Raw genomic sequence first — 25,645 nt, 5'->3', positions numbered from 1 at the left:
CGCTGCCAATCAGCGTGGTTGCGACCTGGATCGGAATCGGTGGAACCTCAACCCTGTCGCGGCGTCCGGGAGTATAACGATATAATCGCGCACACAAGGCAAGAACTTCGGTCTGATCTCTTCGGTTTTGGTCTGCCACGCTCAAAGTCCATTAAACAGAATGGCTGATCGTCTAAATTCACAGTATCGTTTTCCAGGGGTTGCATTTGAATTTTCAGAAAATAATTTTCTCGCTCAATGAATTCTGGGCGGAAAACGGATGCGTGATCCTGCAGCCCTACGATATGGAGGTCGGAGCTGGAACCTTTCATCCAGCGACATTTCTGGCCGCGATCGGACCGGAACCGTCCCGGTCAGCCTATGTTCAGCCCTCCCGTCGACCGACAGACGGTCGATACGGTGAGAATCCAAACCGCCTGCAGCATTACTTTCAGTATCAGGTGGTCCTGAAACCGTCACCGATCGATTTTCAGGATCTGTACATCGAATCTCTGGCCCGTTTGGGGATTGATCCGCTCAGGGACGACATCAGGTTCGTTGAGGATGACTGGGAGTCTCCGACTCTGGGGGCCTGGGGCCTGGGCTGGGAGGTGTGGCTGAATGGAATGGAAATCACGCAGGTCACCTATTTTCAGCAGGTCGGGGGGCTTGAGTGCAGGCCTGTAACCGGCGAGATCACCTACGGACTTGAGCGAATCGCGATGTATGTGCAAGGAGTCGACAACGTATTTGACCTGCGCTGGAACGACCGCTTCGGTTACGGCGACCTGCACCTGCAAAATGAGCAGGAACAGTCAAGCTACAATTTCGAACATGCCGATACTGAAGAGCTTTTCCGACGTTTCGATGCCTGTGAGGCGCAATGCAGGAAACTGGTTGGATTTGGGCTGTCGTTACCGGCTTACGAACAGACACTTCAGGCATCACATACGTTCAACCTGCTGGATGCCAGACGGGTCATCGGGGTAACCGAACGGGCCCGGTTTATCGGACGCGTCAGGGCACTTGCACGCGATGTCGCGGCGACTTACTACAACAGTCTGCAAGACAAGCAGTTTCCGAATTTACGACACCGCGAAAAGACCATCGCAACCGAAAGCAGTCCGTCGGTCGGAAAACCCGTATCCGATCGGCCAGGTACAGCTCGACCCCTGCTTTTGGAAATCGGTACCGAGGAACTTCCCCCTGATGCGATTCATCGACTGGGTTCGACCCTGGACCGTGAGTTGAGAAAGGAATTGCTGGAAACGGGACTGGTCGATTCGCTGGACGTCAAGTCCGAATGGCATGCCACCCCCCGGCGACTGGCTGTTGTGATCAATGACGTTCGCTCGCGTCGCGAGGACATCACTCGACCGCGACGAGGACCTGCGGTCTCGCGGGCCTACGACAAGGATGGCAAACCGACCCAGGCGGCAATCGGTTTCGCGACTGCATGCGGCGTGACTCCCAGCGAATTGGTGGTGACAGAATCGGAGAAAGGCAGTTTCGTATCCTGTGAGATTGTTGAGCCGGGCCGTGATGCGGACGAGCTCGTGCCGGATTGCGTAACCCGCGCGATATCCAGATTGCCGGTACCAAAACGAATGCGCTGGGCGGACTACGACAGTGAGTTTGTCCGCCCGGTTCACTGGCTCGTGCTGCTGCACGGCGACGATGTCATTCCGTGCGAAGTTTTTGCGGTACAGTCCGGTCGACTGAGTCGCGGTCATCGGTTTCACGTGAACGATCCCGTCACAATCCCTGCCGCGTCCGCATACCGCGAAGTACTGCTTGAACACGGACGAGTGGTGACTGATTGGCATGAACGCAAGAACATGATCCGGGACCAGATGGATGTTCTGCTCAAGGCGTTCGACGCGGTCGCCCCTGACGATGAGGAATTGCTGGATCAGGTGACCAATCTGGTTGAGCTGCCACACGCCTTTTGCGGGTCGTTTGACGAATCGTTCCTCAAACTTCCGCCGGAAGTCCTGATTACATCAATGCGGCACCATCAGAAATTTTTTCCGATGTTTGACGAAGCGGGCAATCTGACCAACCGATTCATCGGTGTTGCCAACATTGAGCTTGCCGATGCTGACATTGAATCCCGGGTAGCCAAAGGCAACGAACGTGTTTTGCGGGCGAGACTTTCCGATGCCAAATTCTTCTGGCAACAGGACTGTCGTACAACGCTTGCGAGCAAGGCCGCGATGCTCAATGATCTCATGTTTCACAAGTCGCTCGGATCTGTCTTTGCAAAAACGCAGCGCATTGAGATGCTGGCAGCATTTATCGCTTCGAAGCTCGAGGCGGATGGGCATGAGGCTCAAAGAGCAGCCCAGCTCGCCAAAGTGGATCTAGTCACAGAAATGGTCGGTGAATTTCCGAACTTACAGGGTGTGATGGGCGGCTATTATGCCCAGTTTGACGCGGAATCACCGGCGGTCGCCAAAGCTGTCGAGGAGCATTACAAGCCGCGAAATGTAACGGACTCGCTGCCTGGCTCCAGTGCAGGCAGGGTGATCGCTATCGCAGATCGACTGGATTCGATCGCGGGGCTGATGGCAGCCGGTGAACGAGTGCGAGGTGATCGCGACCCTTATTCGCTGAGGCGCTCGGCGATTGCAATCCTTCGAATTATCATTGAGTGCGGTACCGATCTGGACCTGATCGAGTTGCTGCAGCAGTCGGTCGCCGTATATCTGGATCAGAAGGGACAGCCGGGCAGTGCGATACAGGTATCCGCGGACGATGGGCTGGTACGGGAAATTTTCGAGTTCATGCTTGAGCGTCTCAGAGCTTACTACCTTGACCAGGGGTATCGTGCGGACGAGTTTGCAGCGGTCTACGAATTGCGTCCGCCGCGTCCGCTCGAATTCGACAAGCGGATTCGGGCAGTGCGTCAGTTCAGGGAACTGGTCGAGTATTCCGATCTGATTGCGGCCAACAAGCGGATCAGCAATATCCTGCGTCAGAGCGGGGATTCGGACATCGCCGAGGTGGATCCTGATCTTTTGGCTGATGATTCCGAACGGCGACTTTATGAGGATGCCGTGAAACTGCATGCCCGGATCGCTCCCTTGGTCAGCGAATCCCAGCATGGCGAGATTCTACTCAAGCTCTCCGTGCTGCGCGATCCGATTGACCGGTTTTTCGACGATGTGATGGTTATGGATGAAAATCCTGAAGTTCGCAGGAATCGTGTTGCGCTGGTGAGATTTGTAAGCGGTCTTTTTCGCGAGGTCGCAGAATTATCGCTTCTCAAGCCCGCCAAGGTGTAACCGATGAGCAAGGATTCTTACGAGCAAATGCTGGATGCGGTAAGACGGTTCCACACCAAGCACGACTTTGAAAATACCGGCGGGCACGACCTGCGGTTTCGGGTCGCGTTGATGGCTGAGGAGCTTGGAGAGATTTCTGCTGCAGTGACCAAGGGTAAAGGCACCGAATCCCTGTCCGAGGAGTGTGCGGACTTGTTGATCCTGCTGCTCGGCACTTCAATTGCGGCTGACTTTGACCTGAATGATGCGTTTTGGGCGAAAATGACCAGAATCCTTGAACGCGAGGGCAGGATCATCGATGGGACCTTGCGGGTCTCGGACTTTGAATCCTGACTGGTACGCGTACTTTTCAGAGACATTCGACTTCAACCGGACCGGGTTGTGATCGGTAATATCCGAGCATTGATATTCATGACGGGCATGATCTCGGCCGCGGTGCTGTACTGGCCGGTTGCCGTTGCCGTATATTTCTGCGAGGCCAAGTTTCGATCCCGGGTGATCGGTCTGTGGGCGTACTTTGTGATCTGGCTGCTCAAGGTCGTGTGCGGATTGCGCCACGAGGTGGAGGGTTTGGAAAATCTGCCATCTGTTCCCTCAGTGATTTTTTCCAAGCACCAGTCCGCGTGGGAGACTATCGCGTATCAGACTATATTTCCACCCCAGGCCTGGGTGTTGAAACGCTCGCTTTTGCATATTCCATTTTTTGGCTGGGGTCTGGCTGCTACGCATCCGATCAGAATCAACCGCAGTGAGGTGCGCAGAGCGTTGGAGGAGGTGATCCAGCAAGGCAAGAGCGTGCTTGAGGAAGGACGATGGGTTGTTGTATTTCCCGAAGGGACGAGAATCGATCCGGGCAAGCATGGCACCTATATGGCCAGTGCCGCACTGTTGGCGGTACGCGCTGGTGTTCCCTTGGTACCCGTCGCACACAACGCCGGTGATTTCTGGCGTCGCAGGGAATTCAGGAAACGTCCCGGCACGATCCGTGTTCGAATCGGCGAACCGATCTACCCCGATCAACTCAAACCCAGGCAGATGAACCAGATGGCGGAACAGTGGATTCGCAAGACGATGCCCGAAATCAGTCCGGCGTACGCTGCCGACGACTTGCCGGACGAGACACTGTAAACAACACAATGTGCCGGCAGTTATTACTGACTATGTTCCAGTTCGTGGCACATGGATTCGATCGGAAAGTAGACCTTTGAAGGCTCGATGCCTCGAAGGCTATACAATCCGTCTTCATAGACATACATGAGATCCGCAGCATCGTCGAGCGGGTCAACAGTCATTGCGCGATCGAGGTCAACTGCCAAGCCGGGTGTAAGGTAAACTGATCTTTGCCGAACGGGAGCATATCCGTCTCGGACGCGGCCAAACGTGATGATCTCCTCGAGCACAAGAGGTGTCCTTTCCTCCCAAATTTTTTCCCGCCACACGTACAGCATCTTGCCGTACAGATTCTGATTTGTCACAAAGACACCGATTCCCGACTGTTCCCGGCCTTTGCGCAGTTTGAATGTATCCTGTTGATAGGTGACATGTTCCTGCCGGGTGATGCTGTCTTCGAGCGAATCTACGTATCGGTTTGGCTCCACTAGAAAGTTAGCCAGCATCAACTGATCAAATTCGTCATAGACGACACTGCAGTCAAAATAACCGGCCCGGATGGAAGAGGTTCCGGCAAGTGTGACTATTGTTGCGATTAACAGCAAACCCGGAAGTATGTGCGATTTGGCGCGTGTGAGATCTTTCATCGGACGTCGAGATTGTTTGAGATCGCATATTCGGCAAGACGCAGATACTGCCCGACAGTCAGATTCTGAGCCCGCAGGCCTGGGTCAATGCCGCATTGGGCGAGGTGTGTTTCACCAAGAGGACTTGCCAGGGAGTTTCTCAATGTCTTGCGCCGGTTGCTGAACGCCAGTCGAACCAGGGCAGCGAAAGCTTCCTCGGTTCTCGAATCAGTATCAGTGACCTCTTCGGGTCGCATGTAAATCATGGTTGATTGTACTTCGGGTGGCGGCGAAAATGCACCAGGAGGGACATCGAAAATCATTTCCACATGCATTACCCGTGTTACGCAGACAGTCAAGCGTCCGTAGTGGCGACTGCCGCAGGGCGCAGTCAGTCTGAGCGCCACCTCGCGCTGCAGCATGAAGACCAGGTCCTTGATTCCATCGGCAAACTTGAGTAACCGCATGATCAGTTGTGATGAGATCGAATAAGGCAGGTTGCCAACTATTCTCAGCCCCTGACCGGCGGACATCAGCGATCCATAGTCAAAACTCAATGCGTCGCCGTGATGAATCTGTACCGACTCTGAAGCCATTTTCCTGTGGATCTCACCGAACAGGTGCGGGTCAATTTCGATTGCGTGAAATTCAGCTGTTCTGCCTGCGAGTCTTTCAGTCAGTGCACCGCGGCCCGGTCCGATCTCAACCATGGTCTCGTCAGGGCTTGGGTTGATCAATCTGACAATCCTATCGATGGTCTGGGGGTCGGTCAGGAAGTGCTGTCCCAACCGTTTTCTTTTGGTCGGCGCGCTCATGCCTCGACCGCGGAACTGAGTTCGGCAGCCATCGTAATCGCGCTCAACAGACTACCGGCATCGGCCTGACCGGTAGCTGCGATGTCGTAAGCGGTTCCATGATCGACAGAGGTCCTGACCATTGGAAGACCGAGCGTGACATTGACAACCTCGCCGAACCCCGCGTGTTTGACCACCGGCAGTCCCTGGTCGTGATACATGGAGAGGATCACATCAAACCGGTCCAGCATTTTCCCGGTAAAAAGAGTATCGGCCGGGTATGGTCCTGAAATCTCCAATCCCTCGGCCTGGAGTTGTTTGATTGCCGGTCGGATTTCGCTGACTTCCTCCGTGCCCAGTTGCCCGCCTTCTCCGGCGTGGGGGTTGAGCCCGCAGACTCCGATGCGGGGTGAGGCGATCTGGAAACGATTCACAAGATCATGTTGCAACACTCTTGCGACAGACAGGATTCGGTCTTTGGTGACAGCCTTCGGAACTTTTGACAATGGCAGGTGGGTTGTTACAAGCGCTACCCGAAGATTACCACAGCAAAGCAGCATGACCGGGCAGTCGGTTTTAGTTTTCTTCGCCAGGTATTCAGTGTGACCGGTAAAGGCGGTACCGGCGCGGATGATGATCTCCTTGCCTACCGGGCCGGTTACCAACCCATCAAATTCCCCCGACAGGCATCCATCAATTGCGATGTCAAGCGTTTCAAGGATATACTCGGCATATTTGGTATCGGGCTGGCCGGGATGCACTGTCGCACTACAGTCCACATGCAGGCACTCAATCTCGCCGGTCGATCGCTGGCTGCGATCATATTCACGCAATGCAGGATTGACATGAAGGAGTTTCGCACGTTCCTTCAGTACGTTTCGGTCTGCTATGACGACAATGCGATGCTGGCAAATTTGGCTTGCCAATTGCAGTGTCAGATCTGGACCGATTCCGGCCGGGTCACCCGGTGTATATGCCAGTACTCTGATTCGGTCCACGGAGGCAATTCAGTAATTTGAATCAAGCTGATACTGAAAGGAGACGAGCAATGTGCGGTGGCAACTCAGTCGAGTGAATTGTGTGTTCCGTCGCAGAACGGCTGTTTCTGGGTGTGCTTGCATCCGCAAAGCCAGTATTTGCGTGCTTTGGTAATGGTTACCTGTACCGGACTGAGATCTGTTGCCTTATGTGAGCCGTCACAGAATGGCTGATTGCTTGATAGCCCGCAGCGACACCACCAGTAATCACCGGGTTCAAGGTTCATTTCATAGGGTTGTTTTTGTGCAACATGGGGCTGTGCCATAACATCTGTCTCCGATTTCAAGAACTTTGCCTTGCATAGTGCGAGGCCGGTTGGGCTGAACACAGCCATTGTAAACTACATCACCGCTGATACCGAAATGCGCCGACCCGCGCAGCGCAGTGATTGATGGGAGTGATGGCCCGTTCATTGATACAGACACATGGGAGCTCGAATATCGGCGTAGCGCTCTGGAAGGATCAATCTGGCATTCGTATGAACTGGAGATCGAAGAAGCAATCAGATTCGTGACATCATGCTGTCCATTTGATCAGTTCCTTCAAATAGCCCCGATCGGCGCTTAACTGGTAGAATATTGTCCGATTGCAAATATTGCTGTGATGGCCACCGTCAGCACTATTTTGATGGCAGGTGTCAACTAACATCGTATCAGCGTACAGAATTGAATATGTCAGCGAAAGATCAGTCCAGGTCATTCATTCCAGTTTCGATAGCGGTTTTGACCATTTCAGACTCTCGAACGCAAGAGAATGACAAGTCGGGATCGTTGTTGGTTGAGCGAATCCAAAAATCAGGGCATGTCTGTGTTGACAGGCAGATTGTTCCAGATGACATTCATCGGGTGAGAGCTCAGGTTTGTCAGTGGATTGTCGACGAGAGGATTCAGGTTGTACTGTCAACGGGCGGAACTGGTGTGACCGGACGAGACGGTACTCCCGAGGCAATCCGTCCATTGCTCGACAAGGAAATCAGCGGGTTCGGAGAGATGTTCCGAGTTCTATCCTACGAGAAAATCAAGACATCAACGCTGCAGTCAAGAGCATTTGCCGGCGTCTCCAACGCCACCTACATTTTTTGTCTGCCCGGGTCATCTTCAGCGTGTGCCGACGCGTGGGATATGCTGATCGAGCACCAACTGGACTATCGGAGTCGGCCATGCAATCTGGTTGAGCTGATGCCCCGGTTGCTCGAACACCTGGTCAAAAAATAACAAGGTGGTTCAATTGGCACAGTGCCGGCGGCGATATGAATACGTTTGAAGCCGAATCGCTCAGTCAGAACGGAACTGCCTCAACCATTGCGGCTGAAGCAGTGAAGGAGCTGCAGGCTGGTCGGTCAGATCTATACGGAGTCTGGGCGCCTTGTCTGACGCCGCTCGACGACAGTTGCTCCATTGACTTCTCCAAGTTATGTGACCACATCAGCTGGCTGCTTTCGTCAGGATGTCACGGTGTCGGATTGTTTGGTACTACAGGTGAAGCCTCTTCGTTTTCGGCAAACGAGAGAATGACTGCGCTGGAAAGGGTGATTGAATCAGGGATCGCCCCCGAAAAGTTGATGATTGGCAACGGATTTCCGTCGATAACCGATACGGTGACGGTTACCCGACACGCCCTGCAGCTAGGCTGCAAGAAAGTTCTGATGCTTCCGCCGTTTTATTACAAGGATCCGTCCCTGGAAGGGGTCAGTCGCAGTTATCGCAACACTTTGGATCAGTTGAAGTCTTCCGACATCCGGGTCGTGCTTTATCACTTTCCCAAAATGAGCGCGGTGCCGATCCGTCATGAATTAATCGAAGCCCTGATTGAGTCTCACGGCGAATTGATTGCCGGTCTCAAGGACTCTTCGGGTGAATGGGATAGTGTCGAACGATATATTCGCAACTTTCCCGCGCTCAATATATTTCCCGGAACTGATGTATTGTTGCTGCGATCACTTAAGATCGGCGGTGCTGGAACCATTACCGCCACAGCTGACATCAATCCTGACGGCATACGACGCATCTTTGATCTTTGGACTGACGGCTGCAATGCCGCCGAAGCTCAAATCGCTGCAGACCGAATCCGTGAGATTGTCTCTCGTTATCCTCTATCGGCTGCGCTGAAGTCCGTGCACGCTGAATTGCGCGATGATCCCGGTTGGCGGCGCGTTCGTCCGCCTCTCACAGAATTGTCGTCCTCAGAGCACACTGATCTGCTAAACGCACTGACCGACGCAGGTTTTCGACTTGCTGAATGATTGCTGACGGTTGAGCCCAATACAGTCGGAGGTGGAACGACTCACGTCGAGTCGAAGTTGCAAAGAAACACCACCGGAACGCAAATGGCAATGCTCAGCCATTCACCGCAAGAAGCAGATTACTTGGGTACCACTCTTATCACATCACGAGAATGTCAGTGAGTTCGTATGCATGACCTGATGCCCATAATCCGATAGCAGCCTCCTCCAATTCACTACATGAATACCGTCTTTGGTAGTGAATTCCTGAAGATCGAACTGATGCACTTGAACAGCATCGCATTGTGGAAATTTTGCCTTGAAGTACTTCAAATTCTTGGAGACACCTCTGAATCGAAGTTTGCATTCGATCGCACAGACAGGTTGTTTGTTCTCCGTAATGATCAAGTCTACTTCCCGTCCGTCAATGTCCCGAAAGTACACCAGATCGACATCGCGGCCGGTCCAGTCCTGAATGAAATGAACCCACTTCAGGATGTGACTGGCGATCAGATTTTCAAATCTTGCCTCTTCATCGTCTATTTCCGCCCAGTTATAGTGATAGTGTTTGCGCTCTTTCCTCACGGCTCTGATCTTTGGTGATTCCAGCGGCGAAAGCCGGTAGATCAGGTACATTCGCTCGAAAATATTCAGCCAGTTCGAGACTGTCTTGTGCGCACAGTTGAGATCCTCTCGAAGCGCGTTGATCGATAAAGGACTACCGACCCATTGAGGCAATCGCAATAGCAGCAGTTCCATGGATGACAGTTTTTGTGTCAATTCCAGGTCCCTGATATCTTCGTTGACTGCTCTTGTTCGAAATTCTCGCATCCAACGTCGTGCCTGCTGTTGAGACCCAGACAGGAATGGTTCAGGAAATCCACACAATGTCAAGAGACTTTCAAAATCCGATTGCGACCGAATTTGGAGTTCATCAACAGTCAATGGATGCAATCGATAGTAGTGATAGCGGCCTTGCAACGAGTCGCCACAATGACGATAGTAATCAAGCCTCGCACTGCCAGTGCTCAGGATTCTTTTCTTATCGCCGTGTTTATCGTAAAACCCCTTGATGTAGTTTCGCCAATTACCAAATTTATGGATCTCATCAAATATCACAAATGACTCAATTGGAAACTTTTCTGTCAGAACGAATTCTCGATCTTCCACGTCGTCCCAATTCAGGTATCGATGCCCATCGGGTGCAATGTTGAGTGAAAGTGTTGTTTTCCCAACTTGTCGAGGACCACCAACAAATACCATTTTGCGGTTTAGGTCTTCGGTTACACAGGATTCAAGATAACGTTTCATAGAGCAATATTATATGATTTTTAGACATAGGTCAAAAATACTCGTGATTATTTTTTATTCCAGTCAAAAATACCCGTCTTCAATGTTTGCCCCCTGACTGCGCCGACCTCTCAACTTGACAAGTCAAAATACTGATCGGTTGTGATCGTCGTTCTACAATCCATTGACAACCAGCCAGATTCAAGCTTGTTGTGGATAACCGACTTATTTTGATCTCGCGCTTAAACTTTCCTTACAAACTAAACAGTCACAATTAAATTCAATCGCCCCGCACAACGAAAAATTTTTCAAGGCAAATCCAACCCGGTTCGGCGATACCGAGAACAGAACGAAGGTTCCCGGAATCTCATTTCAGTCAAACCGACTGGGAGTTTGCAGTCCGTAATTTGAGCTGGAATGTCCAGGGAAGTACGACATCAATTTCGACTCCCGAGTTTGGCAAAAATTGCTGACGCGATTGCTTGACTCTCTCATATTTCAGAGCGGACCGCGCCATAGCAGGCAGTAACGGAGTGATCACTCAACTGGTGTGTTGACAGAAGTTTAGTCGATCCCTCGATTCCTACCCGCCAACATAGGACATCTCGATTTTCGGAGTTGCAACCGATTGCTTGGACCTGAGTTCGGAATAACGGTCGGTTCGGGACTGCCACAGTTCATTGACGATTCCCGCCAACTCATCGACATCCGCTCCGTTTCGGATGTGTTCGCGCAGATCGAATCCATCAGTTGCAAAAAGGCAGGTGTAGATTTTTCCTTCGGCAGTCAGTCTGGCACGATTGCACGCACCACAGAAAGGTTCTGTGACTGACGAGATAATTCCAATCTCACCCGCTCCATCCTTGTATTGCCAGCGCTTGGCAACCTCACCTCGGTAGGTGGGAGAGACCGGCTCGATCGGATATTCACTGTTGATTGTCTTGAGGATGTCCTTTGCGGATATGACCTTGTCCATCTGCCAGTCATTCGTATTGCCGACATCCATGAACTCAATAAAGCGGAGAATAACCCCGGAATTTCTGAACTGGCGCACCATCGGCAAAATCTCCTGATCGTTCATGCCACGTGCCACAACCATGTTCACCTTGATGGGCGACATCCCGGCAACCCGGGCATTGTCTATTCCGGCAAGTACTCGATCTACAGGAAATTTCACATCGTTGATTGAGTGAAAGACTTTATTGTCAATCGCATCCAGACTGATGGTGATGCGCTGCAAGCCGGACTTGTATAAGTCGTGCGCTGCTTGAGTGGTGAGCAGGGAGGCATTTGTCGTCATGCTCAAGTCTTCAATCCCAGGAACTTTCGATAGTATGGAAATAAGTTCAGGATGGTCTTTGCGCACCATAGGCTCGCCACCGGTGATCCGGACCTTTTTGACGCCATTGGCTACAAACGCCCGAACAGAGCGTTCAATCTCCTCAAACGTCAGCAACTGCTTACGATGCAAGAACGCGTGATTGGATCCAAAGAACTCTTTCGGCATGCAATACGTACAGCGAAAGTTACACCGATCGGTAATCGAGACTCGTATGTCTCTGATCGGCCGGTTCAAGGTGTCCGTTACTGTATTGCTGCTGTCTGTGTTCATAGTTGTCATGGGATGAACGATCAATTACACCTTGATTTTATCGTTTTTGGCGTAAGTGTGCCTTACCTGGCATTTCATGACTGCCATTGCAGCGAATCAGGTGAGTGCATGTGTTGCAGTTTTCCTGTATGAGGGAAAGTCATGAGGATTGTCCTGTGCGTCGGTTGGCCGCCACCAATCCAGACGGAGCATGTCACGAAACTGCAAAATGCCTTGAGTTTCCTGTTGAACAGCGAATTTCCAAATTTTCTGACCTTACTGAAAGTAAATCAGTATGATATCTGTTACTCAAGAATGTGATTTTCGAACATTATTTCTATTCGACCGCACATTTGCAGGACTTGCTTCAGCACCGTTTTGCGTTGCCAGGGTTCGATGGCGAATGGCGAGTTGGATACCGGAAAATCTGATGTAGTCAAAGACTTTGCGGCTGGACGTCACGGAGACACTGGATCGAAATTACGCGTATCGTGCTGGATGTGTTCGCATCGATCATGGAACATCTCGAATTCGGCGATCACATTGCGAAAATCGAATTCGACTGCCGGTTTGCCATATTGTTTGCTGTTGATCTGAAGAAAAGTTTTCTGACGCCGCCATCCAGGTTTGCCTTGTGGCATATGGAAGGTGCCGCCCCACCTCAAGTCAGGGTCGCGAAATTCTACAGGGACACTTTGCCGTTTGCAGGGGTTGCAGTTGACCGGGCTGACACAGGTTATGACGCCGACAAGTCGCGATGGCGTTGCCGAGCAAGCATTTTGACTAGCCTGCGACTATCCGGATAAATCATCGTGGCAAGCACCAAGGGGATCGTCGGACTTTTCGCCACCTGTCTGGTGGATCTGATCAGGCCCGAGATTGGGTTTTCGACCGCTCGGCTGCTTCAGCAAGCCGGCTACAAGGTGGAGGTTCCGGACGGGCAGACCTGTTGCGGGCAACCGCATTTCAACAGTGGTGCGCTAGTCGATTCTGTCAGAATCGCCGAACGTTTTGTGCGAGTTTTTGAGCGCTACGAACATGTCGTTGTTCCCTCCGGGTCCTGTGCAGCCATGGTGAAAATTCACTACCCTGAAATCCTCGCCGATCGGCCGAAGTTCTTGCAAGGAGCCAAGGACATTGCTTCCAGATGTTATGAGCTGACTGAGTTTCTTACAGATGTTGCCGACATCCAGCTCAGTGTCCGACATGAACTTCACTGCACCTACCATGATTCGTGCTCGGGATTCCGGGAGTTGGGTATCTGCAGTCAGCCGCGTCAGTTGCTCGGGCAGATTGACGGGTTGACAATTACCGAATGTAACGATTCCACTGCTTGTTGTGGGTTTGGCGGAACATTCTGCGTCAAGTATCCAGAGATCTCGAACAGTATCGCTACCGAAAAAGCGAACAATGTTGACACCAGCGGTGCAGAGGTTCTCCTTGGCGGTGACCTGGGCTGTCTGATGAACATTGCAGGCATGCTCAAGCGCCGCGGCAGCAACGTCCGCGTCCGACATATTGCCGAAGTACTCGCGGGTCAGACGAACCAACCTGCTATCGGGCAACCCCGCTAGGATGTCATGGAAGTCGCATCGGCACAATTCAGAAGTCGTTCGAAAGACGCCCTGTTGAATGAGGAACTGCAGGCCGCACTGCAAAAAGCCCGCGGTGGATTTGTTGACAAGCGCAAGACCGCCGTCGATGACCTGACTGACTTCGATCACTTGCGCGATCGGGCGGTCGCGATCAAGAATCAAGTGCTGACGAACCTGGATCGATATCTGGAACAGTATGAGAATAACGTAATCGATGCCGGTGGTCACGTGCACTGGGCCTCCACGCCGCAGCAAGCTGTTGAGATCATCTTGGATATTTGCCGAGGGGTTGATGCCCGGTGCGTGACCAAAGGCAAGTCGATGATCGGCGAGGAGATGAGTCTGAATGACGCGCTCGAAGAGCAGGGCATTGAGGTTGTCGAGACGGATCTCGGCGAATACATCATCCAATTGGCGAAAGAGAGGCCCAGTCACATCATCGCACCGGCGATTCACAAAACCCGCAATCAGATTACCGAACTGTTTCACGAACATCACGCCAAGTATGGACTGACACAGAAAGTTGAGGAAGTTGCGACCATCGTAAATGAGGCACGGACAGTCTTGCGGGAACAGTTCGTGAAGGCGGATGTCGGTATTACAGGTGCCAATTTCCTGTTGGCGGACAGCGGCTGTTCTGTTCTCGTCACAAACGAGGGAAACGGTGATTTGACGAGCACATTACCGAAGGTCCACATTGTAACGGCCTCGATCGAAAAGCTGATTCCGTCGATTGACGACCTTTCCGTGTTCCTTCGCATACTGGCACGCAGTGCGACCGGTCAGGAAATGTCATCGTATACCAGCATATATGGGGGTTCCGCCAGTGCCGAGGGTATGGATGAAACCAGGCAATACCATGTTGTGATGCTTGACAACGGCCGATCCAAAATGCTTGAGGGCGAGTTCTGGGAAATGTTGCGATGCATCCGCTGCGGGGCCTGCATGAACCACTGTCCAGTCTATCAGTCCATTGGCGGACACGCTTATGGCTGGGTGTATCCCGGACCGATGGGGTCGGTCTGGACCCCATTGCTTGTTGGATTGCAGAATGCGGCCAACCTCCCCAACGCCTGTACGCTGAACGGTCGTTGTGAGGAGGTGTGTCCGGTCAGGATTCCTTTGCCCAAGTTGCTTCGGTCGCTTAGAAATCAAATTTTCGAGCGCGGACTGATCGATTGGAAGTCACGCCTCGGACTATGGACCTGGAAGATGCTGACCCTGCATCCCCCAATCTATCGACTGGTCATGAATTCAACTTCGTTCGCGCTGGGTTGGATGGGACGCAGGTCCGGATCAATCCGTCGTCTCCCGTTCGGCGGCGGCTGGACCCAAGGACGAGACTTTCCCGCATCTACCGGTGGTGGGACTTTCGTATCGCAGTGGAAGTCGAGATCATCGGATTGATGGCGAGCCTGCTATTTTCTGTGCTGAGCGGTTTTCAACGAGATGAGGCTTCGCTGACAGGGCTGTTGACGCGAGCGCGCTTGAATCAGTCGCACTGGACAGCTAGCATCTCACTGCCATGATCTGCCGCCTGCATAATCCGATAATGAATGAACATGATTTCTGGCGAACAAAGCAATTCTCCATCTATCCTGACTGTTGCCAATTTTTTCAATAGACACTGTGCCAGACAAGTCTGCTGCCGTCGAATCAGCTACAGGGCTTTTTGACAGCAGGGATTCGCAATTGATTCGGTCAAGACATGTTGCAACGCGTTCAACTGCGCAGTTATGACTTTGATCCATGCGCTTCGGTCGGGATTGTTCACGAAAATTTATTGGGATTTAATCGTATTAACTGCCAATTCCAATAAAATTGACACGTGGAGGATCATTCTCAACATCCAACAATTGGCGAGGTGCGTATTTTGAAGGTTCTGATATCCCCTGAAAGACGGACTGCGAGAAGGAATCTTGTGGTTCATATCCTGGCTGGTGCGGTACTGATGTTCGGTGCTCATGCAGCAACGGCCGAACAGGCAGTCGAGCCGGTTCATGGAATCGCCATGCACGGCGCGCCGAAGTATGGACCTGATTTCGAACACTTCGATTATGTGAATCCAGATGCACCCAAGGGTGGGGCCCTGTTTCAGGCGGCGCGCGGGACGTTCGACAGTTTCAACACATTAATTCCCAAAGGCAATGCAATTGGTACCGGATCGACAGAAACACTGCTCACTAGCAGTTTTGATGAGGCATTTACGGAGTATGGACTGATCGCCGAGTCACTTGAGGTGCCGGAAGATCGCTCGTGGGTGATCTTCAACTTGCGGCCTGAGGCACGGTGGCACGACGGCATGCCCATTACGGCTGATGATGTGGTCTGGTCTTTCGAAACCATCACCACCAAGGGCCGCCCCAGTTTGCGGTATTACTATGAGGATGTGATATCCGCCGAGAAGCTTGGCGAAAGGAAAGTCCGTTTCAATTTCAAGGAGACGGAAAATCGGGAGTTGCCCCTGATTGTCGGGCAATTGTCAATACTGCCGAAGCATTACTGGGAGAACCGGGACTTTGAGAAGACCACGTTGGAGCCACCGCTCGGCAGTGGGCCCTACCGAATCAAGGAATTCGAACCCGGCCGCTATGTTGTTCAGGAACGAGTCGAGGACTACTGGGGCAGGAATTTGCCGGTCAACAAGGGGCTTTACAATTTTGACACCATCCGGACTGACTTTTACCGGGACGATACCGCAATCAGACTGGCACTGAACTCGGGAGATATCGATATACGATTCGAGAATCAGGCCAAGGCCTGGAGTTCCGACTACGACACGCCGGCAGTCAACAATGGTTGGCTGATCAAGGAGAAGATTCCGCATCAGATGTCCACCGGAATGCAGGCGTTCGTCATGAATACACGCAGAAGCATTTTTTCCGATAGGACAGTCCGCAAGGCACTTGCTTATGCGTTTGACTTCGAGTGGACGAATGAGAATCTGTTCTATGGGCAGTACACGCGCACGACAAGCTATTTTTCCAATGCTGACCTTGCGTCCCGGGACCTGCCTCAGGATGAGGAGCTTGAAATTCTTAAACGATATCGTGACCAGCTGCCTGCGGAGATTTTCACCGAAGCGTTCAGCGTGCCCGTAACCGATGGCAGCGGCAATTCCAGACAGAATCTCCTGACGGCGCGAAAGATGCTGGCTGAGGCCGGCTGGAAAGTGAATGATCTGAAGCTTGTCAACGAACAGACTGGTGAAGTGATGAAGTTCGAGATCCTGCTCACATCGCAGGCGTTTGAAAGAATCGTGCTTCCGTTCACTAAAAATCTCGAGCGACTCGGTATTGAGGCGAATATCCGTACCGTTGACCAAAGTCAGTATGTGAACCGGATTCGGGAACAGGACTTCGACATGATCGTCAGCGGTTGGGGTCAGTCCCTGTCGCCCGGCAATGAGCAACGAAGCTATTGGGGGTCATATGCAGCCGATCAGTACGGAACCCGCAATTATGCCGGTATTATGGACCCCGTCATCGATGAACTGATTGAACTGGTGATCGAAGCTTCCGATCGGGAGTCGCTGGTTCAGCGCACTCGTGCACTGGATCGGGTTTTGCTGTTCGGCTATTACGTGATTCCGAATTGGCACATCCGATTCGATCGGGTGCTGTATTGGGATAAGTACTCTCGACCTGATGTTCCTGTCATGCAAGGTGCTGTGACTTCTCGCTGGTGGTTCGATGCGGACAAGCAAGCGCGGCTCAGACAGAAAATGGATACCCAGTGAGCCAGCTGACAGCTGGCCCCGAATGGAGTTGACGACGTAGAGGGCGATGGCCGGTGACCGCCTATATCATTCGTCGCATACTGTTGATGATTCCGACGTTGTTCGCGATCATGATCATCAACTTTATCGTCATTCATATCGCACCTGGCGGCCCGGTTGAGCAGATCATTGCCGAAATCACCGGGGTGGGCGGCGACATCGTCGAGCGGGTGACTCGCACTGGAACCGGTGAGACGATTGAGCAGATGGATAATACGGGTGTCTCGATAGCGGTCGAGAACTCGACCGGCAGATATCGTGGAGCACAGGGGCTGGACCCAGAGTTCATTGCTGAACTCGAAAAGCAATTCGGCTTCGACAAGCCGTTGCACATCCGCTTCGTCCAGATGATGAAGAGCTACATTTTCTTTGACTTTGGCAGCAGTTACTTCAAGGATCAGCGGGTTACGGATCTGGTTCTGGATAAGATGCCGGTGTCGATCTCACTTGGTTTGTGGACAACCATTCTGGTGTATCTGATCTCTATTCCACTCGGTGTGCTCAAGGCGACGCGGGACGGCAGTCGTTTTGATACATGGACCACGGTGGCGGTGATCATGGGGACCGCCATTCCGGGATTTCTGTTTGCGGTGCTGTTGCTGGTGGTCTTTGCCGGCGGCAGCTATCTGGATTGGTTTCCACTTGGCGGGCTGACGTCCGATAACTGGGACAGTCTGTCGTGGCCGCATCGAATACTGGACTACTTCTGGCATATCACCCTGCCTGTGGTCGCTATGGTCATCGGTGGATTCGCCGGACTTGCGATACTGACAAAGAATTCTTTCCTCGACCAGATCAGCCAGCAATTTGTCCTGACTGCCAAGGCCAAGGGACTGACCGAACACCGAGTCCTTTATGGCCACGTCTTTCGCAACGCAATGCTGATCGTAATTGCCGGGTTTCCCGGCGCATTCATTTCAATCCTGTTCACCGGTTCGCTGCTGATTGAGATCATTTTCTCACTCGATGGGCTGGGTCTGCTGGGATTTGAGGCGGCGTTTGAGCGGGACTATCCGGTCATGTTTGCGACGCTTTACTTTTTCTCGCTGCTCGGACTGGTCATGAATCTGGTAGGCGACCTGATGTACATGTTCATTGATCCGCGTATTGACTTCGAATCGAGGGAGACCTGACACAATGCGCGAACTGCCAGCCAGCAATCAGGCCCGGTTCTTTGGTATGCAGATCACGCCGCTCACCAAGCGGAGGCTTGACAGTTTCCGTGCCCATCGAATCGGCTACTGGTCGATGTGGGTTTTTCTGGTACTGTTTGGCATTTCACTGTTCTCGGAATTCATTGCCAATGACAAGCCGCTCCTGATCCGATACAACAGCAACCTCTATTTCCCGATCCTTCAGTCATACCCGGAGACGGAGTTCGGAGGTATTTTTGAGGCGGAAGCGGACTATAAGGATCCTTACGTAGAGGAACTGATCCGAGAGGACGGGTGGATTATCTGGCCGCTGATCCGCTATGACCATCAGACGGTGGCCTGGAATCTGCCATCGCCCGCGCCGTCATCCCCGGACCGGGAGCATTGGCTGGGTACAGACGATCAGGCCAGGGATGTTGTGGCCAGACTGCTGTACGGATTCAGGATTTCCGTACTGTTCGGATTCACGCTGACTGTCATATCTGCGATAATCGGCGTGGCGGCAGGCGCAGTGCAGGGATTTTTTGGCGGCTGGCTGGATTTACTGTTTCAGCGGTTCATTGAAGTGTGGTCTGGACTCCCTACGCTCTATCTGCTGATCATACTGGCCAGCGTTGTCGAACCTAATTTTTGGTGGTTGCTGGGGTTGCTGCTGTTGTTTTCGTGGATGGGTTTCGTCGGTGTGGTGCGAGCGGAGTTCCTTCGTGCCAGAAACTTCGACTATGTCCGGGCAGCCCGGGCACTGGGAGCGAAGAATTCAAGAATTATTTTTCAGCATGTGCTGCCGAATGCGATGGTGGCGACGATGACCTTCATGCCCTTCACGCTGGCAGGATCGGTTACTGTTCTGACCTCCCTGGACTTTCTCGGAATCGGACTGCCACCGGGTTCTGCCTCTTTGGGTGAGCTGCTTGCACAGGGCAAAGCCAATTTGCAGGCACCCTGGCTGGGGTTAACTGGCTTTTTCATCATTTTGGTGATGCTCAGCCTGCTGATGTTTATCGGTGATGCGGTACGGGCAGCCTTCGACCCCAGGAAAACAGAGCGATGAAAAACGCGCCGGAAAACTCTGCGCTGCTGAAAGTTCGCGACCTGTCTGTGTCCTTCACAACGGTTGTGGAAACGAGCGACGCGGTGAACAACGTATCGTTCGACATACTTCCCGGTGAGACCGTGGCCATAGTCGGTGAAAGCGGATCAGGAAAGACTGTGACAGCACTTTCGATCATGCAGCTTTTGCCCTATCCGAACGCCTATCACCCTTCAGGCAGCATCCGCTACGAAAGTCAGGAGTTGCTCGGTGCAGCGCCGGAAATGCTGCAGGAGTATCGTGGAAATCGGATTGGGATGATCTTTCAGGAGCCTCAGACATCCCTGAACCCTCTTCATACAATCTCAAAGCAGATCAGTGAGACATTGATCATCCACCGCGGCATGAGCAAATCTGACGCTGCTGCCCGTTCGTTGGAACTGCTCGAACTGGTTCGGATCCGAAATGCCAGCGAACGGATGAACTCCTATCCCCATCAATTGTCCGGTGGCCAGCGTCAAAGGGTCATGATCGCTATGGCGATAGCCAACGAACCGGGACTGCTGATCGCCGATGAGCCGACGACCGCACTGGATGTCACCATACAGGCAGAGATTCTTTCGTTGCTGCGCGATCTTCAGCAAAAACTGGGCATGTCGATGCTGCTGATCAGTCATGATCTGAACATTGTGCGCAAGCTGGCTGACCGGATATGCGTAATGCGTCACGGTGAATTCGTTGAGATCGGCACCCGGGCACAGGTATTCGGGTCGCCGCAGCATGCCTATACGCGGATGTTGCTTGATGCGGAACCTTCCGGACGATCCGAAAATCCGAAGGCTGCGGCACCGGTAATCATGGACTCGGAGTCGGTGCGGGTGTGGTTCCCGGTCCGACGGGGAGTCATGCGCAGGACTGTCGGTCATATCAAAGCGGTTGATGATGTCAGTGTAACGGTGCGCGAAGGCGAGACTGTCGGTGTGGTCGGCGAATCCGGTTCAGGAAAGTCGTCGCTCGCATTGGCTTTGCTGAGGCTGATCAGCAGTCGCGGCGTCATACGGTTCGAAGGTGAGGAGATCCAGGGAAGAAAGTCGAAGGAACTTCGGGAGTTGCGCCGCGGCATGCAGATCGTGTTTCAGGATCCGTATGGCAGTCTCAGCCCAAGGATGACAGTATCCGAAATCATTGCGGAAGGGTTGCGTGTACATGAGAGGCACATGACGGGTACCGATCGGGAGCAGAGAGTGATTGAGGTGATGAACGAAGTGGAGCTGGACGCGGACACCCGTCATCGCTATCCGCATGAGTTCTCCGGTGGACAGCGACAGAGAATCTCGATCGCGCGTGCAATCATTCTGAAACCGAAGTTTATCGTCCTCGACGAGCCGACATCGGCATTGGACCGGTCTGTCCAGTCACAGATTATTGAGCTGTTGCGGCGTCTTCAGCAAAACTATGCCCTGGCCTACATGTTTATCAGTCACGACCTTGCTGTCGTGCGCGCGATGTCAAATTCGGTAATCGTGCTGCGGGAAGGATTGGTTGTCGAGCAGGGCAGCACGGATCAGATATTTGACAACCCCCAAGACCCATACACCCAGGCATTGATATCGGCCGCGGTGGATCTGGAACTTAGTTCCGAACAGATCAGCTGGGTAGGGGAGTGAGCCGGTTGTTCTTTTCGCCAGTCAACCCCACCTCGTCATCGACACTCACTGCGGTCAGCGTGATGTGTACTTTCTTGCTTCTGTCTGACTCAGCGGACTTGTAACATCATTGCAAATTAGCCGTAAATTTGCGGTAAAATTGAAATGAATAAAACAAAAAAGCGTAGTTCCGCGTCAGATTATTCTGACTGGGCAAACGTTACAAGATTAACACTTGCGGATTCACAATAGTGAGGAGTTAACAAATGGACGACCAATTAACGGCACTCGTAGTTATATTTACTGAGTTCTACTATTGGCTCACCGTTGTTATCATGTTCCTGATTCACGTTGGGTTCTGTATGTATGAGGTCGGTGCTTCCCGCCGGAAAAACCACATTCATACATTGATGAAGAACACAATGCTGATTCCCTTGGTAACGATTACATTTTTCTTTTTCGGATGGTGGATTTATTTCGCCTTTCCAAACGGTCCCTGGATAACAGGTGGAATCGAGTCTGCGCCTTGGGCCGAGCCGTGGAGCCAGCTCATGGGTGCCCACATGGGTGCCGGCGGAGATGGATGGGAAAGAATCAACGGTGTATTCTGGGCCGCGTTTCTTCTATTCTCGTGGACAGCGGCGTCGATCGTTTCCGGTGCAGTAATCGAAAGGATCCAATCAGGTGCATTTTGGATTCTGGCGGTAGCGATCGGATCGGTATTCTGGATCATAGATGCGGCTTGGGGCTGGCACTCAGCGGGCTGGATGGTCCAATTGCTCGGATACCATGATGCATACGCATCAGGTGTGATTCACGGAATAGCCGGAGGTTTCGCCTTGGGTGTTCTGCTCGTTCTCGGTCCGAGAATCGGAAAATTCGCACCAGATGGTACGCCACGCGATATCCATCCGAGAAATCCCTGGCTGGTAACGATCGGGCTGTTCCTGATCTATACCGGATTCTGGGGCTTTTATGTCGCCTGTAATGTTCCGATCTGGGATGTTCAGGCCGGCGACGGTGAGTTTTTCTCAGCCACCAATATCTACCTGGGTCCGACAACCCTGAGTGCAATCACATTCAACTTCCTGATGTCACTGTCAGGCGGTCTGCTTGCCGGATACTGGGTATCCAAGGGTGATGCGTTCTGGACCTATTCGTCAGGTCTTGCGGGAATTATCGCGGCTTCGGCCGGTAATGACCTTTACCATCCGATTCAAGCGATGTTCATCGCCATTATCGGTGTACTGTTCATGTACAAGATGCATTACTACATGGAACGACGATTCAAGATTGACGACGCAGTCGGCGCCGTCGCAGTTCATGGTTACGCCGGATTCTTCGGTGTGGTGGTTGCCGGATTTATGCTTTGGGGTTACCCCTCATCGCCGGATCCCACCTTTGCCTCGATCAATCCGATTGGTCAATTTATCGGTGCGATCATCATGTTCGGTGTCCTGGGATTTATCCCCGGTTACATCATCGCAAAGATTCTGAACGTATTTGGCATTCTTCGCATTCCGCCTTCTGTTGAGATTGCTGGACTTGATACCTACGTACAAGCACAGATTGATGCAGATGAACAAGCGATTATCGACGCGGAAGCGGCTGCCAGAAGCGGCTAACTGATACTTTTGGAGGTATATTGAAATGATGACAGGATCATTTACGGACTGGGCTGGCACAATTGCCGAGATTGGTCCGATATATCCTTTCGTAGGAACCGAATGGTTGCTCGTATTGGCGGGCGTTGTCTTCTGGGTGGCATGGCATGCATGCCAGTTGTCCAGGGAGACATCGAACCTCAAGGAGGAAGACAAGCATCACAGGTCCGGAGGCGGATAGCCTGTGAAATAGCCGGCAACCGGTACTGACCTGATCAGTTTTCGGTTGTCAGGAAAGGATAAAACCCCGTCGGCAGATGAAATTCACCTGCCGACGGGGTTTTGCTTATGCGAACGGACACGCTGTGGTCGTGCCATGTCGGAGTCTGCCACCCACAGTGGCCCAATCTACTCAACAGTTACTGACTTCGCCAGATTTCTGGGATTGTCTACATCCTCGCCGCGCATGACAGCGACATGGTAGGCGAGCAGTTGCAAGGGAATCACGTGAATAATCGGAGATGTGAAAGGCCCCGACTGGACTACATCAATCACTTCGATCAGATCGTCACTGCTGATTGAGTCACCGGCATCCGAAAAAACAAATAGTCTGCCCCCGCGGGTTTTGACCTCCTGGATATTATTTTTCAGTTTTATGAGCAGATGATTGTTGGGCGCGACCGCAACCGTGGGCACGCTTGCGTCAATCAGTGCCAATGGACCGTGTTTGAGTTCGCCGGCGGGATAGGCATCCGCATGAATATATGAAATTTCCTTGAGCTTCAGCGCCCCCTCCAAAGCAATCGGGTAATGCGTACCTCTACCCAGCATCAAGGTGTGCTCCTTATCCACGAAGTGCTTGGCGAGTGAATGGATTTTTCGATCCATCTGAAGTGCCGCATCGATTCGAGAAGGCAGTGCGCGAATTTCCTGAACAATCTTGGACTCATCATTGGCCGTCAAGCCTTTGCGTCTTGCCAACACAATCATCAACAGCAGCAGTGAAACGAGCTGTGTTGTAAAGGCTTTGGTTGAAGCGACTGAGATTTCAGGTCCAGCGCGGGTATGAAGGACCAGATCAACCATACGAGTTATCTTGCTGGCGGGTGAGTTGCAGATTGCCAGTGTATATCGACACCCGAGTTCGGAGGCGTACTCGAGGGCTGCCAGCGTATCCGCAGTCTCTCCCGATTGGGAGATTGCGATCAACAGAGTGTTGTCGTGGATTACCGGTTTTCGATATCGAAATTCACTGGCTATCTCTGTCTCACATGGTATGCCAAACGACTCGAACCACAGTTTTGCAATTGACCCGGCGTAGTAGCTCGTACCGCAGGCTACGATCCGGACTGCCTCAACGCGATCCAAGATTCCAGTTTCCTGTCCCGTCAGTAATTCGGTTTCCACCACGCTGTCGCTGGTAATCCTATCCTTAAGCGTACTTGCGACTGCTGAGGACTGCTCAAAGATCTCCTTTTGCATATGGTGGGCATAAGGACCGAGGTCGATATTCCCTGCATTGACCGGGATTTTCTCGTCGGGTCTTTGGACACAGGATCCTGAGTGATCGAAAATAATTGTTTCCGCTTGTGAGGAAACTTCAGCTATGTCACCGTCTTCCAGATTGATCATTGTCTTGGCAATTTTGGCGAGTGCCAATGTATCGGATGCGATAAATGTCTCATTTTCGCCGAAGCCGATCAGCAAGGAACTCCCGTTCTTTGCGACGATTATCTTCCCGGGAGTCGTAATCGACAGTACTGCAAAAGCAAAGGAACCCGCCAGTCTGCCGACGGTTTTCTTGACAGCATCCAACACGGTGAGTCCAGACTCCTGAAATCTGTGAATTTCATGCAGAATGACTTCAGTGTCCGTATCTGAGTTGTACTCGCAACCTTCGCTCAAGTGTTCCGCTCTAAGCTCTTCGTGGTTTTCGATTATGCCATTGCAGACAACAGCAATTTTTTCGTGGCACGACAGTGGATGGGCATTGGCTTCGCTGACTTCACCATGCGTAGCCCAGCGTGTGTGGCCGATACCGGTTGTGCCCGAAACCACGATGCCGTTGCTGAGGCTGTGTGCGAGTTGTTTGACTTTGCCAACTTTTCGCTCCCGGCTCATGACGCCGTCAGAGTTGATCACAGCGATTCCAGACGAATCGTAGCCGCGATATTCGAGGATATGCAGACTATCCAGAAGAACTGGTACGACGTTGCGATGCGAAACTGCTCCGATGATTCCACACATGATATCGCGCTGAGTTGGTTGATCAGGACTTGGTGTCGGGGCAATTATAACCGTGAAATCAGCTAAGAAAGTTGCTTGACGGAGAGGCTTCAGGGCGGGTCTTTTGTTGCGCTAAGTCAATATGAACAATTGACTCACGTACAGAATGGGTGTTGGTTTGAAAGGGCAAGCTCGACGAGGGTACGAAGTTCTGTGAGGTAAACGGTCAACAATATCGTGCATCAGTGCTTAAAGGACCGAGACACGCGTAGCGGTGGCCGGGCGCGGCTGCGCAGACGAGCACCATGTCTTGTGCAGGCATCATCCGACACCGTGATCCGCATGGACCGTAACCGCCAGGCTTCCCCGCGTAAAGTCAATCGCTGCGATGTTGACTGATCAGGGACAGAAGCGCTAACAGGTCGTCGGTCAGACCGCCACCACCTAATCACCACCCTGCAAGGACCGTATCTGCCGGACTGTCAGCCCGGTGTAGCTCCGGATGTCATCGACCGTACACCCCTTCCTGAGCATCCGCTCGGCAACCTCTTCCCTTCCCTGCTCGATACCTTTCTCAATACCTTCCTCGATACCTTTCTCAATACCTTCCTCGATACCTTTCTCAATACCTTCCTCGATACCTTCCTGACGGCCAACCGCAGTCCAGCGAAGCCGG

General features: G+C 52.4%; 22 protein-coding genes. 14 read left to right on the top strand and 8 right to left on the bottom strand.

Annotated features, from left to right (window positions below; all coding sequences use genetic code 11):
* Positions 1 to 206: 206 nt before the first annotated feature.
* Genes glyS through OXI60_11695 form a run of 3 tightly spaced genes read left to right on the top strand, consistent with a single transcriptional unit; the run spans position 207 to position 4,394 of the window.
* Entirely contained in the window at positions 207 to 3,266 is a 3,060-nt protein-coding gene (gene glyS / locus OXI60_11705) for a glycine--tRNA ligase subunit beta (GenBank protein ID MDE0310475.1), read from the top strand.
* A gap of 3 nt (positions 3,267 to 3,269) precedes the next feature.
* Positions 3,270 to 3,599, top strand: a complete 330-nt coding sequence (locus OXI60_11700) for a nucleoside triphosphate pyrophosphohydrolase family protein (GenBank protein MDE0310474.1) — start codon at positions 3,270 to 3,272, stop codon at positions 3,597 to 3,599.
* Positions 3,600 to 3,647: 48 nt separating this feature from the next.
* The gene (locus OXI60_11695; protein MDE0310473.1) at positions 3,648 to 4,394 is read left to right on the top strand and encodes a lysophospholipid acyltransferase family protein; all 747 of its coding nucleotides are present in this window, start codon (positions 3,648 to 3,650) and stop codon (positions 4,392 to 4,394) included.
* A gap of 23 nt (positions 4,395 to 4,417) precedes the next feature.
* Here the strand turns inward: OXI60_11695 and OXI60_11690 are convergent, their stop codons facing one another.
* The 4 genes from OXI60_11690 to OXI60_11675 all read right to left on the bottom strand — a co-directional run bounded on the left by OXI60_11690 (position 4,418) and on the right by OXI60_11675 (position 7,099).
* A complete protein-coding gene (locus OXI60_11690) occupies positions 4,418 to 5,023 on the bottom strand; it encodes a hypothetical protein (protein MDE0310472.1) in 606 nt (201 codons plus the stop codon).
* Positions 5,020 to 5,817 (bottom strand): 16S rRNA (adenine(1518)-N(6)/adenine(1519)-N(6))-dimethyltransferase RsmA, encoded by a 798-nt coding sequence (gene rsmA / locus OXI60_11685; GenBank protein ID MDE0310471.1) that lies wholly within the window; start codon positions 5,815 to 5,817, stop codon positions 5,020 to 5,022. The genes OXI60_11690 and rsmA overlap by 4 nt, the downstream gene beginning before the upstream one ends.
* Positions 5,814 to 6,794, bottom strand: coding sequence for a 4-hydroxythreonine-4-phosphate dehydrogenase PdxA (gene pdxA, locus OXI60_11680; GenBank protein ID MDE0310470.1), 981 nt, complete (start codon positions 6,792 to 6,794; stop codon positions 5,814 to 5,816). The genes rsmA and pdxA overlap by 4 nt, the downstream gene beginning before the upstream one ends.
* Before the next feature lie 65 nt (positions 6,795 to 6,859).
* A complete protein-coding gene (locus OXI60_11675) occupies positions 6,860 to 7,099 on the bottom strand; it encodes a CDGSH iron-sulfur domain-containing protein (GenBank protein ID MDE0310469.1) in 240 nt (79 codons plus the stop codon).
* 406 nt (positions 7,100 to 7,505) lie between these two features.
* On the opposite strand from OXI60_11675, the gene moaB reads away from it, so the two are divergent.
* Positions 7,506 to 8,048 carry a molybdenum cofactor biosynthesis protein B gene (moaB, locus tag OXI60_11670; protein MDE0310468.1) on the top strand — a complete coding sequence of 181 codons (543 nt, stop codon included), beginning with the start codon at positions 7,506 to 7,508 and terminating at the stop codon, positions 8,046 to 8,048.
* Positions 8,049 to 8,083: 35 nt separating this feature from the next.
* Positions 8,084 to 9,076 (top strand): dihydrodipicolinate synthase family protein, encoded by a 993-nt coding sequence (locus OXI60_11665; protein MDE0310467.1) that lies wholly within the window; start codon positions 8,084 to 8,086, stop codon positions 9,074 to 9,076.
* Between the two features lie 144 nt (positions 9,077 to 9,220).
* On the opposite strand, the gene OXI60_11660 is transcribed toward OXI60_11665, so the two are convergent.
* Both OXI60_11660 and moaA read right to left on the bottom strand, forming a co-directional pair.
* A complete protein-coding gene (locus OXI60_11660; GenBank protein MDE0310466.1) occupies positions 9,221 to 10,318 on the bottom strand; it encodes an AAA family ATPase in 1,098 nt (365 codons plus the stop codon).
* Positions 10,319 to 10,928: 610 nt separating this feature from the next.
* A complete protein-coding gene (gene moaA, locus OXI60_11655; GenBank protein MDE0310465.1) occupies positions 10,929 to 11,957 on the bottom strand; it encodes a GTP 3',8-cyclase MoaA in 1,029 nt (342 codons plus the stop codon).
* A 494-nt stretch (positions 11,958 to 12,451) separates the two neighbouring features.
* On the opposite strand from moaA, the gene OXI60_11650 reads away from it, so the two are divergent.
* From OXI60_11650 to OXI60_11610, 9 genes are all read left to right on the top strand, one after another.
* Complete coding sequence (locus OXI60_11650; protein ID MDE0310464.1) at positions 12,452 to 12,742, top strand: hypothetical protein; 291 nt, start codon at positions 12,452 to 12,454, stop codon at positions 12,740 to 12,742.
* A gap of 6 nt (positions 12,743 to 12,748) precedes the next feature.
* A complete protein-coding gene (locus OXI60_11645) occupies positions 12,749 to 13,510 on the top strand; it encodes a (Fe-S)-binding protein (protein ID MDE0310463.1) in 762 nt (253 codons plus the stop codon).
* A 6-nt stretch (positions 13,511 to 13,516) separates the two neighbouring features.
* The gene (locus tag OXI60_11640) at positions 13,517 to 14,938 is read left to right on the top strand and encodes a LutB/LldF family L-lactate oxidation iron-sulfur protein (GenBank protein MDE0310462.1); all 1,422 of its coding nucleotides are present in this window, start codon (positions 13,517 to 13,519) and stop codon (positions 14,936 to 14,938) included.
* Positions 14,939 to 15,404: 466 nt separating this feature from the next.
* Positions 15,405 to 17,270 carry an extracellular solute-binding protein gene (locus tag OXI60_11635; GenBank protein MDE0310461.1) on the top strand — a complete coding sequence of 622 codons (1,866 nt, stop codon included), beginning with the start codon at positions 15,405 to 15,407 and terminating at the stop codon, positions 17,268 to 17,270.
* 53 nt (positions 17,271 to 17,323) lie between these two features.
* Complete coding sequence (locus OXI60_11630; GenBank protein MDE0310460.1) at positions 17,324 to 18,442, top strand: microcin C ABC transporter permease YejB; 1,119 nt, start codon at positions 17,324 to 17,326, stop codon at positions 18,440 to 18,442.
* Positions 18,443 to 18,446: 4 nt separating this feature from the next.
* Positions 18,447 to 19,514: an ABC transporter permease gene (locus tag OXI60_11625; protein ID MDE0310459.1), complete on the top strand. Its 1,068-nt coding sequence runs from the start codon at positions 18,447 to 18,449 to the stop codon at positions 19,512 to 19,514.
* Complete coding sequence (locus OXI60_11620) at positions 19,511 to 21,160, top strand: ABC transporter ATP-binding protein (protein MDE0310458.1); 1,650 nt, start codon at positions 19,511 to 19,513, stop codon at positions 21,158 to 21,160. The genes OXI60_11625 and OXI60_11620 overlap by 4 nt, the downstream gene beginning before the upstream one ends.
* A gap of 245 nt (positions 21,161 to 21,405) precedes the next feature.
* Positions 21,406 to 22,764, top strand: coding sequence for a hypothetical protein (locus OXI60_11615; protein ID MDE0310457.1), 1,359 nt, complete (start codon positions 21,406 to 21,408; stop codon positions 22,762 to 22,764).
* 25 nt (positions 22,765 to 22,789) lie between these two features.
* A complete protein-coding gene (locus OXI60_11610; GenBank protein MDE0310456.1) occupies positions 22,790 to 22,984 on the top strand; it encodes a hypothetical protein in 195 nt (64 codons plus the stop codon).
* Positions 22,985 to 23,151: 167 nt separating this feature from the next.
* On the opposite strand, the gene glmS is transcribed toward OXI60_11610, so the two are convergent.
* A complete protein-coding gene (gene glmS, locus OXI60_11605; protein MDE0310455.1) occupies positions 23,152 to 24,990 on the bottom strand; it encodes a glutamine--fructose-6-phosphate transaminase (isomerizing) in 1,839 nt (612 codons plus the stop codon).
* Positions 24,991 to 25,413: 423 nt separating this feature from the next.
* On the bottom strand, positions 25,414 to 25,645 hold a 232-nt coding region (locus OXI60_11600), incomplete at its 5' end, for a hypothetical protein (protein MDE0310454.1).

This window comes from Acidiferrobacterales bacterium, from assembly GCA_028820695.1.
In the GTDB taxonomy this organism is placed as follows: domain Bacteria; phylum Pseudomonadota; class Gammaproteobacteria; order Arenicellales; family JAJDZL01; genus JAJDZL01.
This window is presented reverse-complemented; position numbering and strand designations above follow the sequence as displayed.